General features: G+C 35.3%; 15 protein-coding genes and 1 riboswitch. Of the genes, 12 read left to right on the top strand and 3 right to left on the bottom strand.

Features of this window, described 5'->3' with window-relative positions:
• Window positions 1–7: 7 nt before the first annotated feature.
• The 7 genes from FC97_RS05700 (at window position 8) to FC97_RS05670 (ending at window position 7,838) form a co-directional block, all read left to right on the top strand.
• Window positions 8–727 (top strand): acyl-[acyl-carrier-protein] thioesterase, encoded by a 720-nt coding sequence (locus tag FC97_RS05700; protein ID WP_225868702.1) that lies wholly within the window; start codon window positions 8–10, stop codon window positions 725–727.
• 632 nt (window positions 728–1,359) lie between these two features.
• Window positions 1,360–1,456, top strand: a riboswitch (THF riboswitch).
• 52 nt (window positions 1,457–1,508) lie between these two features.
• A complete protein-coding gene (locus tag FC97_RS05695) occupies window positions 1,509–2,033 on the top strand; it encodes a folate family ECF transporter S component (RefSeq protein WP_054642528.1) in 525 nt (174 codons plus the stop codon).
• A 65-nt stretch (window positions 2,034–2,098) separates the two neighbouring features.
• Entirely contained in the window at window positions 2,099–2,824 is a 726-nt protein-coding gene (gene tsaB / locus FC97_RS05690; RefSeq protein ID WP_054642529.1) for a tRNA (adenosine(37)-N6)-threonylcarbamoyltransferase complex dimerization subunit type 1 TsaB, read from the top strand.
• Window positions 2,808–3,341 (top strand): ribosomal protein S18-alanine N-acetyltransferase, encoded by a 534-nt coding sequence (gene rimI, locus FC97_RS05685; RefSeq protein WP_234030761.1) that lies wholly within the window; start codon window positions 2,808–2,810, stop codon window positions 3,339–3,341. Before tsaB ends, rimI begins: the two co-directional genes overlap by 17 nt.
• 11 nt (window positions 3,342–3,352) lie before the next feature.
• A complete protein-coding gene (gene tsaD, locus FC97_RS05680; protein WP_087882322.1) occupies window positions 3,353–4,375 on the top strand; it encodes a tRNA (adenosine(37)-N6)-threonylcarbamoyltransferase complex transferase subunit TsaD in 1,023 nt (340 codons plus the stop codon).
• 133 nt (window positions 4,376–4,508) lie between these two features.
• Window positions 4,509–5,201: a hypothetical protein gene (locus FC97_RS05675; RefSeq protein ID WP_054642531.1), complete on the top strand. Its 693-nt coding sequence runs from the start codon at window positions 4,509–4,511 to the stop codon at window positions 5,199–5,201.
• Between the two features lie 192 nt (window positions 5,202–5,393).
• Complete coding sequence (locus FC97_RS05670; RefSeq protein ID WP_056967918.1) at window positions 5,394–7,838, top strand: L-type lectin family protein; 2,445 nt, start codon at window positions 5,394–5,396, stop codon at window positions 7,836–7,838.
• Window positions 7,839–7,891: 53 nt separating this feature from the next.
• Here FC97_RS05670 and FC97_RS05665 read toward each other — a convergent pair whose 3' ends face one another.
• Window positions 7,892–8,743: a DUF368 domain-containing protein gene (locus FC97_RS05665; protein ID WP_054642571.1), complete on the bottom strand. Its 852-nt coding sequence runs from the start codon at window positions 8,741–8,743 to the stop codon at window positions 7,892–7,894.
• A 152-nt stretch (window positions 8,744–8,895) separates the two neighbouring features.
• On the bottom strand, window positions 8,896–10,806 hold the full coding sequence (locus FC97_RS05660) for an ABC-F family ATP-binding cassette domain-containing protein (protein ID WP_054642534.1): 1,911 nt from the start codon (window positions 10,804–10,806) through the stop codon (window positions 8,896–8,898).
• A 136-nt stretch (window positions 10,807–10,942) separates the two neighbouring features.
• Here FC97_RS05660 and FC97_RS05655 point away from each other — a divergent pair, with 136 nt between their 5' ends.
• The 3 genes from FC97_RS05655 (at window position 10,943) to FC97_RS05645 (ending at window position 14,099) form a co-directional block, all read left to right on the top strand.
• Complete coding sequence (locus FC97_RS05655) at window positions 10,943–11,593, top strand: redox-sensing transcriptional repressor Rex (RefSeq protein WP_025085101.1); 651 nt, start codon at window positions 10,943–10,945, stop codon at window positions 11,591–11,593.
• Between the two features lie 19 nt (window positions 11,594–11,612).
• A complete protein-coding gene (gene manA / locus FC97_RS05650; RefSeq protein ID WP_054642535.1) occupies window positions 11,613–12,581 on the top strand; it encodes a mannose-6-phosphate isomerase, class I in 969 nt (322 codons plus the stop codon).
• 237 nt (window positions 12,582–12,818) lie between these two features.
• Entirely contained in the window at window positions 12,819–14,099 is a 1,281-nt protein-coding gene (locus FC97_RS05645; protein ID WP_056967917.1) for a cation:dicarboxylate symporter family transporter, read from the top strand.
• Between the two features lie 88 nt (window positions 14,100–14,187).
• Here FC97_RS05645 and FC97_RS05640 read toward each other — a convergent pair whose 3' ends face one another.
• Window positions 14,188–14,814 carry a CPBP family intramembrane glutamic endopeptidase gene (locus tag FC97_RS05640; RefSeq protein WP_225868703.1) on the bottom strand — a complete coding sequence of 209 codons (627 nt, stop codon included), beginning with the start codon at window positions 14,812–14,814 and terminating at the stop codon, window positions 14,188–14,190.
• 145 nt (window positions 14,815–14,959) lie between these two features.
• Here FC97_RS05640 and groES point away from each other — a divergent pair, with 145 nt between their 5' ends.
• The gene (groES, locus tag FC97_RS05635; RefSeq protein WP_025085097.1) at window positions 14,960–15,244 is read left to right on the top strand and encodes a co-chaperone GroES; all 285 of its coding nucleotides are present in this window, start codon (window positions 14,960–14,962) and stop codon (window positions 15,242–15,244) included.
• A 55-nt stretch (window positions 15,245–15,299) separates the two neighbouring features.
• On the top strand, window positions 15,300–16,934 hold the full coding sequence (gene groL / locus FC97_RS05630) for a chaperonin GroEL (RefSeq protein ID WP_054642536.1): 1,635 nt from the start codon (window positions 15,300–15,302) through the stop codon (window positions 16,932–16,934).
• Window positions 16,935–17,157 lie beyond the last annotated feature (223 nt).

The raw sequence follows: 17,157 nt of genomic DNA, 5'->3' as shown, positions 1-17,157 counted from the left end.
ATATTCAATGGAAGTAGAAGTACCATATTATTTTGTCAATTTTACGGGTGATATTCGTTTATCTGCCTTAATTGATATTATGTTACTAACTTCTGAAAAACAATTACACCAAGCCGATGCTGATAGTACCGAAATGGTTGTGAATAATGGCTTAGGATGGGTAGTTGTTCAATATCACATGGATATCAAGCAAATGCCACGTTTAGGACAAAAGTTAAAAGTTACTACACAAGCAACAAGTTACAATAAGTACTTTTTCTATCGTGATTTCTGGGTTGAAGATATGGACGGTAATGTCATGGTCAAAGCCCAAAGCGCTTTTGTTTTGATTGATATTAAAGAACGTAAAATTGTTAGTGCTGCAGACCGTTTAGAAAATAAATTTGGTGCGGAAGAAGTTAATCGGATTCAGAGATTCGCTCGTTTACGCGTGCCGGATAATTATGATTTCAAGCAACCGCAACATATCGGTTACTACAATATTGACGTTAATAAACATGTTAATAACTCTTACTATTTTGATTGGATGGTAGATACGCTTGATACAGACTATATTGCCAGTCATCATTTGAAGAGTATGGATATTAAATACGAAAAAGAACTCAATTTGGAAAGTGAACCATTGTCATTTGCTAAAGTGGATTCAGAAAACCACACATCAACTCATTGGATAAAGAATGGTGATACTTTGAATGTTATTGCTCAATTGGGATGGGAAGACAAATAGGGATAGTGGTTCTTTAGTTTAGTTAGCATTTGATGCCATCCTCCACAAGAATTGGGAATGCATTGGAACGCTATGGGCACGATTCGGAGCTAATCATTTTACACTTCGTGCAAAATGATTAGCTCCGAAGTCGGCCTTATTGTAATCGGCAAAGCCGATTACAATAATCTCATAGCTGAACGCATTCCCAATTCTTGTTCCGGATTAGATAGTGTTCTGATTTTTTGTTTTGTGGATTTTAATATCGACGAGAAAATGATTTTTATTATATAGTTTCGTTAATTAAAAACAGTATTTATTTAGAATTTTACAGTCGTGTGGAATTTTGAATAGATACTGTTTATTTTTGCCTAAAAATTTAGAAAGAAAAATACAAAATAGAATTACTATTCAGCCCGGAGTAACAAGTGCTATTGGTCTCAGCCGTGAAATTATGCTTAGCGATTTATCGCTTAGTACAAGACCTGTATTTGAGACAATTGTGGACTTCAATTGGCTCAAATCAGCGTCCACAGCGTTCCAGACCAATAGTGCTTGTTGCGGAGGGCGACATCCTTAGCAAAATCTTATCCAAAAACCAATTACTTGTATAGTTATTTTATTGTGCTACCATATTTAAGTATTCAAAAATATTTGGGGTAGGATTCAAGGCGTTAAGTGCCGATGGAACGGAATGTGAACATCGGACGAAGAGATTTTTCTCGCGATCTTGTTTCCGCATTCGCCACTTTATATATGTCTCTTTTATATTCTGTGGCAGCTCCGTTGGGAGATGTCGATTATGAACAGTAGAACGAAAGTCGTTAGTGTTCAAGGAATTACGTGGATGGCTTTGTTAATAGCATTGCAAATGGTATTGTCAAAGTTATCGATTGGTAGCAACATGTTGCAGGTAGGATTTAGCTTCATTGCTGTTGGATTGTTGGGATATTACTTTGGTCCCGTAAAGGCTGGAATTGCTAATGTCTTAGCAGATATTATCAGTCATACGATTATGGCAACGGGAGGCAGTTTCTTTTTAGGTTTCACTTTAACTGCTTTAGTATCCGGAGTGATTTATGGTTATATGTTGTACAATCATAAAGTTACGATCCTGAGAACATTTATTACGGTCTTGCTGATTACAGTAATTGTTAATACGGGACTTAATACTTTGTGGATTCACATGATGTCTAATGTACCTTACATTACATTGTTAGTACCAAGACTTGCAAAAGAGGCATTTAGTTTGGTTTATCAAACTGGTCTTCTCTTCATCGTATTAAGATGGATAGATAATTCGAAATTTAATAGAATCGACCGATAGGTCGATTTTTTTTTGTTTAAAATTATGTGTTAAAATAATTCTATTAAGAATGAGGGATAAACGTAATGAAAATATTAGCATTTGATACATCAAATAAACCGTTATCCGTTGCAGTATTTGTGGATGGTAAGGTTTTGGCACACATAGAATCAACTGAGAAGAAAACGCACAGTGTTTCCTTACTACCTGATATTCAAAATGGATTGCAGGAAGCAGGACTTACAATGGCTGATATCGACTTGATTGCTGTTGCCAAGGGTCCAGGTTCTTACACGGGTGTAAGAATTGCTGTGACAGTAGCTAAAACTTTAGCCGATACCTTAAATAAAAAGTTAGTAGGAGTTTCTAGTTTGAAACTCTTAGCTGCAAATGGTGACAAAAAACATCTCTTGGTACCTTTAATGGATGCTAGAAATGATAATGCTTTTGCTGGTGTTTATGTAACAAACCGTGATGGCAGATTATTAACTGTTATTGCGGACCATCATACTTCAATGGCCAATCTATTTGAAACATTAAAACAATATGAGCCTAATGAATTAGAGTTCATTAACGCTACGCCTAGATTACAAGAATTAATTCAAAAACAATTTCCTGAAGCAACAATAGTTATGAGTGAAGATTCATTGCCAGATGCAGGCAAGTTGGCTAAAATTGCAGAGACAACTAGAGTTGTTAAGGATATTGATAATTTTATCCCGACATACTTGCGTTTAACTCAGGCGGAACATGATTGGTACGCTAAAGGTAATAAGGAAGACAAAAATGTTTCCTATGTTGAAGAAGTTTAAAAATATCTTATCTAGTAATAAGAAGGAAAAATTTGATTTTGAAAAACAATTAGTTACAATCGATGGACAGGAATTTACCTTAAGAAAGGCTATTCCAGATGATTCGATTGAATATATGCGAATTCAAGAAACAATTTATCCAATTCCGGTACCATGGCCAATTGATATCGTCGAAATGGAAATTGGTAATAAGAATGCGCTCTATTTGTCATTGGTTAGTAAAGCTGGTGTCGTAGCTTTTATTGGTATTTCACTGAGTGATAAAACAGAATCACATATTACTAATTTGGCAGTTAACAGTGATTATCAGAATTTAGGTATTGGACATTTATTATTGAATCAGGCTTTTGCATATTGTCGCAAACGTGAATTCGAAAAAATGTCATTAGAGGTTGATGTAACTAATGATGCCGCAATTGCTTTGTATGAGGCTTTTGGCTTTAAGGTAAAAACGGTACATAAAAAGTATTATTTTAGAAATCATCACGATGCTTTAGAAATGATGGTTGATTTGTAGGGGAGAACATTGTGGAAAAAGATACGTTAATAATGTCATTTGAAAGTAGTTGTGATGAAACTTCCGTCGCTATTATTAAGAATGGTAAAGAAATCTTATCGAATATTATTGCAACACAAATAAAAAGCCATCAACGTTTTGGTGGAGTAGTGCCGGAAGTCGCTAGTCGTCATCACGTCGAAGAAGTAACCCATTGTATCAATCTGGCTTTGGATGAAGCTAAAGTCGGTTATAGTGATCTTGATGCTGTAGCCGTGACTTATGGTCCTGGCTTAGTTGGGTCATTGTTGATCGGAATCATGGCCGCTAAAACGGTGGCATTTGCACACAATTTACCTTTGATTAAAGTTAATCATTTAGCCGGACATATTTATTCAGCCAATTTTGTGACTGACCTACAATATCCATTCATGTCCTTGTTAGTTTCTGGTGGACATACGGAGATTGTTTTAGTTACAGCTCCTGGAGTTTTCCACACCCTTGGCGATACTAGGGATGATGCTGTTGGTGAAGCTTATGATAAAATCGGTCGTATCTTAGGGATTAACTATCCAGCCGGTAAAAAGGTTGATCAAATGGCTGCTAAAGGTAAAGATACGTTCAATTTTCCAAGAGCAATGGTACAAGAAGATAACTTGGACTTCAGTTTCAGTGGATTAAAGAGTGCTTTTATTAATCGTGTTCATCACGCTGATCAAATTCATGAACAGTTAAATAAAGATGATTTAGCTGCTAGTTTCCAGGGTGCAGTGTTGGATATCTTGAGTAATAAAACATTTAGAGCTTTGAAACAACATCCCGTTAAGCAATTGATTGTTGGTGGAGGTGTCTCCGCTAACCAGGGTCTACGTAAACGTTTGGCTGAAGAAATCGAAAAACGCCATATGGATATGGAATTAGTTTTCCCACCATTAAGACTTTGTGGTGACAATGCTGCCATGATTGGTGCGATGGCTCAGATTCAATATGATAAAGGTGATTTTGCTAAATTAGATTTGAATGCTGATCCTAGTTTAGATTTTGATATGGAATAGAATGATACCTCTAAGTTGAATTTCAACTATTAGAGGTTTTTTTTATATACAAGTTGCAAATAATACTAATTTTTTGTAAAAAAGGATTAATAAATCTAGAAAATTGTGGTAAAAAAGATGAGAGGTGTAATTGATGGAAAATAGAACGGTTATTTCATACGTGCTGCTAAAGTATGACAAGAGGACAGATGGGATTTATACGAAAGCTACTAATAATGGCACTTTTGAAATTCCTAGTTTTGAATTTGATCCGGCTGAGAATGAAACTTCTACTGATTTAAAAATGCATATTATTGAGAGATTGAAGATGCTCGATGCAGGAATCGATATTGACCATTTGTTTATTCCATTTACCAATTTATCTGTTTCTTCAGACTACAAGATTTACAACTACTTGGTATTAGTCTTTGAATCAGATCACGATGTATTTGCCACAATGGAAGATGAATCTTGGTATCGTGTTAAATATAATCTTGAAAGTAAGGCCTGGGATCTATCGTGGCAAAGTGGCATGGAACATGTCAGTGATTTTCAAATTAAGGATAGAGCATTGAATCAATACGCGGTTAATAATTCAATGACTGATGAGATTGATTTTTACAATATTATGCATTTTGTAGCCCAGGAGACGCAACAATTTCCTATCCTAGGATTGATGTCGGGAACTGAGTTTACTCAAAGGGAAGTATTACATTATCAAAAATTGTTGGGTTTTAAAAATAATGGGCTGAAAACAGCCTTAGCTTTTGAGAGCAAATACTCGGATGCAATTAGAGCTATTGATGAAACTTCTTATAAAATAAAGAATAAGTATTTACAAAAATAAAAATAAGTTATCAATTCAAAATTAATTGGATTGATAACTTATTTTTTTACTTTAATCTGACTTGTCATATTTTTTAATAAAAATTAAAATTCGATAATAAAATTTGCTAAATATGATATATATAAAGTGATATAACCTTATATAATATTTATAAAATATAAGATATCGATGTTTGACGAGGAGGTTGATCTTATGAAGAAACGTATAGAATTTCTTTATTTGATTATATTTCTTTTGCCGTTCATTCAATTGTTTAAGCCTACCATGGTCCAAGCTTATTCAGTTCCAGATAGAACTAGTGTATATGAGCATGCGCCTAAGGGTATGAAGCTAAATGATTTCGTCACGGCTCCAGAATACTATACGAATACAAAAACTAACGATACCACGGCTTTTAAAAGTTCTAGTAAAATAATTCGTGCCGGTGATTCTAATAATGATTCAACTGACATTATTCAATTGTTAGATGGATCAAGCACGCAGAAAAAGCAAATTGGTTCTTTTTGGGGAACTGTTAAAGATAGTAATGGTAATAAAACTTATAACTATTTTGATTTGAGTAAACCACAAGAAATCTCGGTTTGGTTCTATGGAGGAAGCAAAGTCGATGGTTACGATGGTTTTGCTTTTGTGCTTCAAAATGATGATTTAGGTGACCAAGCAATTTCTCGTAGTAATGGTGCCCCAACTGCAGGTGAGACCTTGGGCGTTTGGGGCGGTGGAACTCCAGATAATAAAACTACTACAACGAAACTTTCTGGTGCTTCTGACGGAATTCAAAAAAGTGTAGCCATTGAATTTGATCATTATGTGAACAAAACAGCAGGATCATTTTCAAATTCTGTTAATGATTATCTAGACTATGACAAATTTTCATTGTCTAATCCTGGTAATATTGTTATGAATCAATTGAAAACTAGTCATATTGCTTGGAATTATCCAGGTGACACCGCTACTTATATGGAGAATAGTTATAATCTTATTCTAAACAATTATTTCTACAACATAACACATCGTGGACCAGTTCAGAATAATTCTTATTTCACAGGTTATGACGGTCTTGAAGTCGCTAACTCAGAAACGCAAGATCCACGTAATGGTTGGCGCCATCTTAAAATTACTTATACACCACCTACATCAGGAACCACAGCTCGTTTATCATATTTGATTAATGATAAGTTCCCTGATGGTACTGATAAAATGCAGACTTCACAGGATAGTAAAACTTTCAGTATCGATATCTCTAAATTGGTAGGCACTAGTGATGATAAGAAGGTTCGTTGGGGATTTACTGCTTCAACAGGTTCTCCAGAGTCATCAATTGCTGACTTGGATATGGTTATTGAAAAAATGCCTTCGATTGTTGATATGAAGGGAACTTCACAGATAACTGATGTTACAAAAAATAGTAGTAAGACTTTAGGTAGCACTAAAGAATTACATACTAGTGACGGTGATGAAATTAAATTAGAACAAAAATTGGCCTATAGTGGTGGTATTTCTGAGTCAGGTGAAATCACAGCTACAGTTGGATTGCCAGAGTATGTTGAATACAATGGTGATGCGAATGGTGTGATTGGTAAGATGACCTATCAAGATGAAGATGGCACTACTAAAACAAAAGAAATTAATAAGTCTGATCTAAAAGATGTCACGATAACGATTCCAGGTAAGTATGAGACTGATCCACCAAGTTATAAGACTGTTAAAGGATTTGATGTGACGATTCCATCAATGAATGCAATTGGTGATAATTCTAATATTGAAGTTTATGGAACCGCTAAAGGACCAGAAAGCTCCACACCAATAACAACTAGTGTATCGGGAATCAATACAAGTTATCAGGCTGATAATTATACTGGTGATACGATGAGCCCTGATTTTGTAATTGATAATGAAGTTTTACATATTGAAAATACTAATTCGTTATCACAGGAATTAAATTTGGGTGATGAAGTTCATTTTCAAGGTAATATTTCTTATCTAAAGGGTTCAACCTTTGATGGCGAAGAGCTACTAAGTAATTTGGAAGTTTATGACCAAGATGGCAACAAACTTCCTGGTGTACAAAAGGGTGACATTCAAGTTGATAAGGGCGCTAAGACTGGAACTTATGATATTCCTTATACGTTAAATGGATTGGAAAATGATAAGACTTATACATTCAAGTTGAAATTGTCAGATTCTAAGGATCGTATTTCTAACACTTTGGAATATAAAGTTAAGATTAAACCGAAAAAGAATTTACAATTAGAGGTTGATAATTATCGTTTTCAAACAATTAATGCTGGTTCCAAGATAGGCGAATACGTCAAACGTTCGGGTGACTGGGATATTGATGTAAATAGTACTGGAACCAAATGGAAATTATCGGCTCAATCAACGGGTTTGTTTAATAAAGAAGATAATAGCTATTCTGAACCACTGTACTTCATTGATAAGGATTCAAATGCAAAATCTTTGAATGATGATACATTAATTGCTCAACAGGATACTGTTAATAGTGATGAAAGCCAAAATACGGACATTACAGACGCTTGGAGTGAAGAGGACGGTATTCTATTGAAGAACGTATTTCCTAACCTTGCAGGCGATTATACAGGTGAAATTAAATGGACATTGAGTGAAACTCTATAAAAAAATACTGCCGATAGACTTAAAAATCTATTGGCAGTATTTTTTTCGTAAATTTACTTGTAACGTTCTTCTAAATTGCTCATCCAAAGTGCTAATAGGCAACCGATAACGAAGAAAACCAAACTTAAGATAATATCAGGGCCAGCAGTCCCAATATAAGAAATACCATCAGTCGTATATGGATTAGGAATCAGAATTAGAACGGTACTGGCTAAGACGATACCCAAAATGAAATGATAAACTTTCGAATGATGTTGTTGAATTAATTTTTCCATAGCCTTGGAGAATGTCAGTAATGAGATTACACCACCGATTGCAATGGGAATAAAGACTAATGGGTCAAAAGTTTTGAAACCTTTTAGCATTGGCGTATAGAGTCCTAAAATAATCAATAAATTTGAAGGACTTAATCCGGGTACCAAAACTCCCAGTGCAATTAAGATACCTGCGATAACGAATCCAAAGAAGTTGGCGGGAATGGTTCCGAAGATTTCACTCATGAAGAAGAGGAAAACTCCTCCACCGACAAAACTGGCTAAGAACCAAGTGAGGTCATATTTATCTCGAGGTGTTTGGGATGTCGACTCTTTGAACAAGGTCGGTAAAGTTCCGATAATTGTTCCAGCAAAGCCCCAAAGGACGATCACTTGGTAATTTTGCAAAAGATAATCAAGTGGTTTAGATAAAATACCAATTCCGACAATGCCACCAATTCCGATAGGTAAGAAGTAGAGGAAGTCGCGTTTAAAATTCTGACGAATGTGGGCCATAAAACTCAACATTCGTTCGTAGATACCCATGATAGCGGCTAAAACACCACCGGAAACTCCTGGTAAAATGAAGCCTAAAGCGATAATAACACCCTTAAAGAATCTGATTAAGAAATTTTCTTGTTTTATTGTTATGCTCCCTTGGAAATATTCTTTATAAATTAAGTTATCAAATTTGGAGAAACTGGGCAATGAAAAAGAAAATTTAAATCGAAAGAACAGCCCCCATTAAGTATTCAAAGCAATATCCTCTGCTTGAATTCTTAATAGGGGCTGTTTTCTACTTTCTAATCAGAAAAGTCTTCTAGTTCAATGGATTTTTCAGTCCATTCTTCTTCAACTTTATCCTGTTGCTGCTTGTTTTCATCGAGTTCTTTTTGGAGATCGGCTAATTTACTATAAGAAGTTAGATTTTCATCTTTAGTCATTTCCTTTTGAATGGCAGTATTTTTGTCTTCTAGTTCAGCAATCTGTTTCTCTAAGTCTTCAACTTGACGGCGTAATTTACGTTCTTGCTTTTGTTGTTCCTTAGATTGTTGATACTGAACTTTCTTTTCACTGACATTAGAAGTTGCCTGCGCTTCTTCTGTAGGATGATCGGTTGTCTTTTCCAAATAGTAATCGTAGTCACCAAGATAAATCTTGCTACCATGTTCGCCGATATCAACGATACGATCAGCTAAGGTATTTAAAAGATAACGGTCATGGGAAACAAAGAGGACAGTTCCTTCAAAGTTTTTCAAAGCGTCTTCAAGAACTTCCTTACTGTCAATGTCCAAATGGTTAGTGGGCTCATCCATGATTAAGAAGTTATCGTGTTCCATAGCTAATTTTGTCAAAGTTAAACGGGCCTTTTCACCACCAGATAGGCCGGCAACCGGTTTGAGTACATCATCACCGCTGAAAAGAAAAGCTCCCAGCATATTACGAATTACTTGCTCATCTAAACGAGGATAAATATCCCAAATTTCATGGAGAACATCTTTTTTAGGATCAAGATTTTTTAGATTCTGATCGTAGTAACCAACTTCAACATTGGCACCAAATTGAGTTGTTCCTTTGATCATTGGAATTTGTCCCAAGATAGATTTTAGAAAAGTTGATTTACCGATACCATTAGGTCCAATAATACCAACACGTTCACCTTTTTTTACATCTAAGTTGATAGGTTCGGACATGATTTGATCCTCATAACCAATGGCGGCATCTTTAACAAGTAGTACGTCATTTCCGCTCTCTTTATCAATTTGAAATTTAAAGTGAACGGAACCTTGGTCACTGTCGGGACGATCTAAGACATCCATGTGTTCAAGCTTTTTACGACGACTTTGGGCCATCTTAGTGGTAGAAGCGCGGACAATATTCTTTTGAATGTATTCTTCGGTCTTTTTGATTTCAGCCTGTTGTTCTTCATAGTGTTTCCAAGCTACTTCTTGATTCTTTTTCTTTTCTTGCAAGTAGAAAGTGTAGTTACCAGAGTAATGTGTCGAAGAATGATGATTGATCTCAACAATTTCAGTAACGACTTTATCCAAAAAGTATTGGTCATGGGATACGATGACTAGTGCGCCACGGTAATTTTTAAGATAACCTTCAAGCCATTCAACTGTATTGATGTCCAAATGATTTGTTGGTTCATCCAAAAGTAAAATATCATGATGTTCCAATAACATTTTAGCCATAGCTAAACGTGAACGCTCACCACCAGAAAGAGTTGATATTTGAGCCTGCCAAACATCTTCATCGAATCCGAATCCTTTAAGGACACTACGGATTTCCGATTGATAACCGTAACCATTTTCTTGGCGGAAGGTATTTTGTAGTTGATCGTATTGTTTTAAAATGTTGTCGTAGTCTTGAACATTGGGATCAGCAAGTTTTTCTTCTAAGGCATGCATCTTTTTTTCTTGTTCTTTTAAATAGTCAAAAACATGTTCCATCTCGTCAAAAATTTTATTTTCACTATTTAAACCGGAATCCTGAGCAAGGTAACCGATATTTGTATCCTTTTTTAGAGCAATATTTCCACTATTATAACTTTCCTGATCGGAAATAATTTTGAGCATAGTTGATTTGCCGACACCGTTTCGGCCGACTAGACCAATTCTGCTATTATCCTGTACTTCAAAGCTTACATTAGAGAATAGCTTCTTAGTACCAAAATTTTTTGTAATGTTTTGTGCTTGTAATAAAATCAATTTCAAACTCCTTTATGTATTCACAATTTTAGCATTATTTAATAAATTATGTCTTTATAGGTTTAACGTATTGCGTTTTTGTCGATTTTTATTTACTATAAATGTTAGTGAAATGACACACATATGGTGGTAAATTATGACAAAAACAACAGTTCCAAACGCAACAATAAAGCGTTTACCAATCTATTATCGGTATTTTCAATTTTTAAAAGATGAAGGTACAAAAAAGATCTCTTCTGGAGAATTATCAGAAGGGGTCAAGATAGATAGTGCTACAATAAGACGTGACTTCTCATATCTAGGAGCACTTGGAAAACGTGGTTATGGCTACGATGTAAACGATTTAGTAGCTTTCTTTAAAAAGCTCTTAAATCAGGACAAACGTACCAACGTAGCTTTAGTTGGTGTAGGTAATTTAGGTAACGCCTTACTAAATTATAACTTTTCTCGGACTAATAATGTTCGAATTGCGGCAGCTTTTGATATTAATAAAGAAATTGTCGGTACAGTTAAGAGTGGCGTTCCTGTTTATGATATATCTGAATTGAAGGAACAGCTTCATTTGCAACAGATTGATGTCTGTATCTTGACTGTTTCTTCAAATGCAGCTCAAACAACAGCTGATTTATTGTCTGATGCCGGAGTTAGAGGAATTCTAAACTTTACACCGGTAATTATCAACGTTCCAAGTAGTATCCGCGTTCATTATGTTGATTTAGCTAATGAATTGCAGACCTTGATTTTCTTCTTAGATCGTGATAAGTCAATGAAGGAAGAACAAGAATAATTTTTTGGGGGAAAGTATTATGAGTGAACCATTGTTCTTAAAGCCTGTATTCCACGAAAAAATTTGGGGTGGAAGAAAGCTAGAAACTAAATTTGGTTACAATATTCCAGATGGCACTATTGGTGAATGCTGGGCTATTTCAGGTCATCCACATGGTAGATCACAAGTTGAAAATGGTGAATTTGCTGGTCAATATGTTGATGATCTTTGGAAAAATCACGGTGAATTATTTGGTAATCCTAAGGGAAAAGTTTTCCCACTTTTAACAAAGATTTTGGATGCTGAAGCCAGCCTATCTGTTCAAGTTCATCCCGACAACGAATATGCAGCTGAACATGAACATGAATTAGGTAAAACAGAATGTTGGTACATTATTGATGCTGAACCAGGTTCATACTTGATTTATGGTCACAATGCTAAAAACAAGGCTGAACTTGATAAGATGATTGAATCAGGTGATTGGGATCATCTATTAAGAAAAGTTCCAGTTAAGACTGGTGACTTCTACTACGTACCAAGTGGTACTGTTCATGCCTTGAACAAGGGTATTATGGCCTTAGAGACACAACAAAGTAGTGATACAACATATCGTTTGTATGATTATGACCGTGTTGAGAAGTCTACAGGTAAGAAACGTGATCTTCACATCAAACAATCAGAGGATACAATTACAGTTCCTCATAAAGATCCACAATTAAATATTGAATCAAAAGAAGAGGGTAAGAACAAGTTTACAACATTTGTTCAACCACCTGTATCACCATTCTTCTCAGTTTATCATTGGGAAATTAAAGAACCAGTCGAATTACATCATCAAATCGGTAAGTATACTTTGATTTCTGTAATTAATGGTCAAGGTAAGATTACTGTTGATGGAAAAGACTATGATTTGAACAAGGGTATTCATTTGATTGTTCCAGCAACTGTTGCTTCATGGACACTTTCTGGTGATTTGGATATTATTGCTTCAGAATCTGGCGAAAATTAGATAAATATTAAGATGACATAAAAAAAGTGCAGAATACCGATTTGAAAAAACCGGATGTTCTGTTTTTTTTATTGGCTAAATCAGGCAAAAACAGAACTATTTTAGACAGTTCACTCAATATTGTTCGCTAAAATGTATCAAATGAAAAATATTTTAATTTGAAACCGTTATCAATTTCATTTTTTACAAAAAGTCTTCTATAATTAAGACTATGTTGATTTCAAAGGGGACTTTAAAGTGCAAAAACGACGATTTTTTCGAGTCAGTTTAGGCTGGCAAATTATTATTGGTTTGGTTTTAGGTATTATCCTTGGCCAAATCTTTTATCAGAATAAGGCTGCTATTCAAGTCATGCAGAACATTGGTACGATGTTTATCTCAATGATTCAGATGATCGTATTGCCGATTGTTATCTCTTGTTTAACGGTTGGTATCGCCAATATGGGTGATATTAAAAAGTTAGGTCGAATTGGATTAAAGACTTTAATTTATTTTGAAATAATGACAACATTAGCGATTATTATTGGTATTATTGTCGCTAATGTTACACATCCCGGTACCTTTATCGACGTACATAGTCTAAAAGGTTCGGATATTAGTCAATACACAGCTACTGCCAAAACAGCCAAACATTCGGGTATTTGGTCAATCTTGATGAGTATCATTCCAACTAATATTTTTGAATCATTAGGTAAAGGTGATATGTTACCAATTATTTTCTTCTCAGTCTTATTCGGATTGGGAACGGCTTCTATTGGCAAACAAGGACAGATTATTACTGATACTTTGAATGCTGTCGCCAATGTTATGTTTAAAGTTACGAACTGGGTTATGCGATTAGCACCTATTGGTGTTTGTGCTTTGATTGGTGTTACTGTTGGTGAAATGGGCTTTAACTCTTTGAAACCACTGGCATTGTTCATTCTGATTGCTTACGCAACTATGGCATTTTTCGTCTTTGTCGTTATGGCTGGAGTTGGACATTTGTTCCATGTTCGTTTCTATGAATTATTCAGAATTATTGAAAACGAAGTAACTTTAGCTTTTACAACAGCTAGTTCGGAAGCAGCTCTTCCTAAAATGATTGAGAAGATGCAAAAGTATGGTGCTTCTAAAGGTATCGTCAGTTTCGTTATTCCAACTGGATATACTTTTAATTTGGATGGATCAGCTATCTATCAATCATTAGCCGCACTATTTTTAGCACAAGCTTATAATATTCATTTAAGTCTAGGACAACAAATTACCCTTGTGGTCGTATTGATGTTAACATCTAAGGGGATGGCCGGAGTACCAGGAGCATCGTTTGTTGTGCTCTTAGCCACGGTATCAACCATCGGTGTGCCAATGCAAGGTTTAACCTTCATTGCTGGTATCGACCGTCTCGTAGATATGGGGCGTACCGCCGTTAACGTCGTCGGTAACTCTCTAGCAACAATTATTATCGCTAAGAGTGAAAAAGAATTTGATGAGGATAAACGGGAAAAGTACGTTGCATCCTACAAGCGTGGGGAATAATAATCCGCGTAGTAAAAAACGATTTAAACACAAAGAAACAGTCTATCTCAATTGATAGGCTGTTTTTTCAGTATATTCATAATTTTGATTAACGCATACTTAAAGTTAAAACAATGGCATTCATCAGAATGTGACTGCCGGCACTGGCATAAATGTTCTTTGATTTGTAATAAACAAATGAGAACCAAAGCCCCATAGCCACATAAACGATAAATCTTGTATCCTGATGCATAAAAGCAAACAGTAAAGCTGAAATGATAGCAGCAATATAGATATTAGTTGGTTTGATCATATTGGCAAAAAAGATACGTCTAAAGACAATTTCTTCCATGATAGGTGCACAGATCAATACATACAAGAAATAATATGGATAAGCTTTAACCATCAATAGTAATTGCATAGTGTTTTGTGAATGGGTACTAGTGTGGAAAATTAATTGATCAATGAAGCCAACTCCGTATTGGAGAGCAATAGCACCGACAGTTCCTAAAATGATCCATTGTAAATTGTGATTCAAATCGGTTTTCTCTTCGAAATCATTTGGACCATTTAGTTTTACTAGATACATCATAAGACCGGTAGCAATTAAAGCTCCCAGAGTGAGTATGATGAAATAGATCGAACCGGTGATTGACAACATGTTTAGAACGCTACCCAGTAATAACAAGAGGATATATGTTAATAGGGTGAAGAATTGATTTTTTGGAAAATTCATGATTACTCCTTACATTTTTAAAGGTAAATACTTGCATGTTTTCAATATAATGTTAATATAAAACTTGTGATTAGCACAAGAGATGTTCGAGTGCTAAAGATATAAAAACAAACATTAAGAAAAATAATAATCGGAGGGATTTAAATTGTTAAAACCACTTGGAGATAGAGTCATTGTAACAGTCGATAAAGAAGAAGAAAAGACAGTTGGTGGCATTGTTTTAGCAAACAACGCTAAGGAGAAGCCACAAACAGCCGATGTTGTTGCCGTTGGTGAAGGCTTAGTTACTGAAGATGGAAAGAAATTACCTATGAACGTTAAAAAGGGTGATAAAGTTCTTTTTGATAAATACTCGGGCTCAACAGTTAAGTATGAAGACAATGAATATTTAATCCTTCATGAAAAAGATATCATGGCGGTTATTGATTAATTTTAAACTTAAAAAATTTTAACTAAAAGAATTTAATTATGGAGTGTGAAAATTAATGGCAAAAGAAATTAAATTTTCAGAAGATGCACGTTCAAAGATGATGGACGGTGTTAATAAGCTAGCTGATACAGTTAAGACAACAATCGGACCTAAGGGTAGAAACGTTGTTCTTGAAAAGAGTTATGGTTCACCTGAGATCACAAATGATGGTGTTACTATTGCTAAGAGTATTGAACTAGAAGATCATTTTGAAAACATGGGTGCAAAGCTTGTTTCTGAAGTTGCTTCAAAGACAAATGACATTGCTGGTGATGGTACTACTACAGCTACTGTTTTGACACAAGCAATTGTTAAAGAAGGTATGAAGAACGTTACAGCCGGTGCTAACCCTGTTGGTATCAGAACTGGTATCGAAAAGGCTACAAATGCTGCTGTTGATGAACTTCACAAGATTTCACACAAGGTTTCAGGTAAGAATGATATTGCTCAAGTAGCTTCAGTTTCATCAGCTAGTGAAGAAACTGGTAAGTTAATTGCCGATGCCATGGAAAAAGTTGGTAACGATGGTGTTATCACAATTGAGGAATCAAAGGGTATTGATACAACACTTGATGTTGTTGAAGGTATGCAATTTGATCGTGGATACATTTCACAATATATGGTTACAGACAATGACAAGATGGAAGCTGACCTCGATAATCCTTACATCTTGATTACTGACAAGAAGATTTCAAATATCCAAGACATCTTGCCATTACTACAAAAGATCGTTCAACAAGGTAAGGCACTATTGATCATTGCTGATGATATTGATGGTGAAGCTCTACCAACACTTGTTTTGAACAAGATCCGTGGTACATTCAATGTTGTTGCTGTTAAGGCTCCTGGTTTTGGTGACCGTCGTAAGGCACAACTTGAAGATATTGCTACATTAACTGGTGGTACAGTTATTACTTCTGACCTTGGTCTTGAACTAAAAGACACAACTATGGATCAATTAGGTCAAGCTGGTAAGGTTACAGTTACAAAGGACAACACAACAATCGTTGAAGGTTCAGGTAACAAGGACGCTATCAACGAACGTGTTGAAACAATCAAGAAGCAAATCAATGAATCAACATCTGATTTTGACAAGGAAAAGCTACAAGAACGTCTAGCTAAATTAGCTGGTGGTGTTGCTGTTGTTAAAGTTGGTGCTGCTACTGAAACAGAACTAAAAGAACGTAAATACAGAATCGAAGATGCTCTAAATGCCACACGTGCTGCTGTTGAAGAAGGCTACGTTGCTGGTGGTGGTACAGCTTTGATGAATGTACTTGGTAAAGTTACTGCTCTTAAAGAAGAAGGAGACGTACAAACAGGTATCAATATCGTTGCACGTGCTCTTGAAGAACCATTACGTCAAATTGCTGAAAATGCTGGTTTCGAAGGTTCAGTTATCGTTGAACACATTAAGAACCAAGAAAATGAAGTTGGTTTCAATGCTGCAACTAACAAGTGGGAAAACATGGTTGACGCCGGAATTATTGACCCAACTAAGGTAACACGTTCAGCATTACAAAATGCAGCTAGTGTTGCATCTCTATTGTTAACAACAGAAGCTGTTGTTGCTGATAAGCCAGAACCAAAGGATAACAATGCTGCTCCTGCAGCAAATCCTGCAGCCGGTGGAATGGGCGGCATGATGTAATCTTTTGATTCATAAAGAAGATTATTTGAGAAGCACATCTTAATTGATATGCTTCTTTTTTTGTACCCATATGTCTTAATTGTGATAAATTGAACTTTATATGAACTATATAAAATATGATTATTTTGATTAACAAAAATTAGCTAATTTTACTATACATCCCGTATATATCAACGAATATAACGATTAAAAGCTTAAAAATTCAATGGAACTAAGTTAATGT

The organism is Companilactobacillus kimchii DSM 13961 = JCM 10707, assembly GCF_001435445.1.
Taxonomy (GTDB): domain Bacteria; phylum Bacillota; class Bacilli; order Lactobacillales; family Lactobacillaceae; genus Companilactobacillus; species Companilactobacillus kimchii.
The sequence above is the reverse complement of the archived record's forward strand: the minus strand, read 5'-3'. Positions and strand labels throughout refer to the sequence as shown.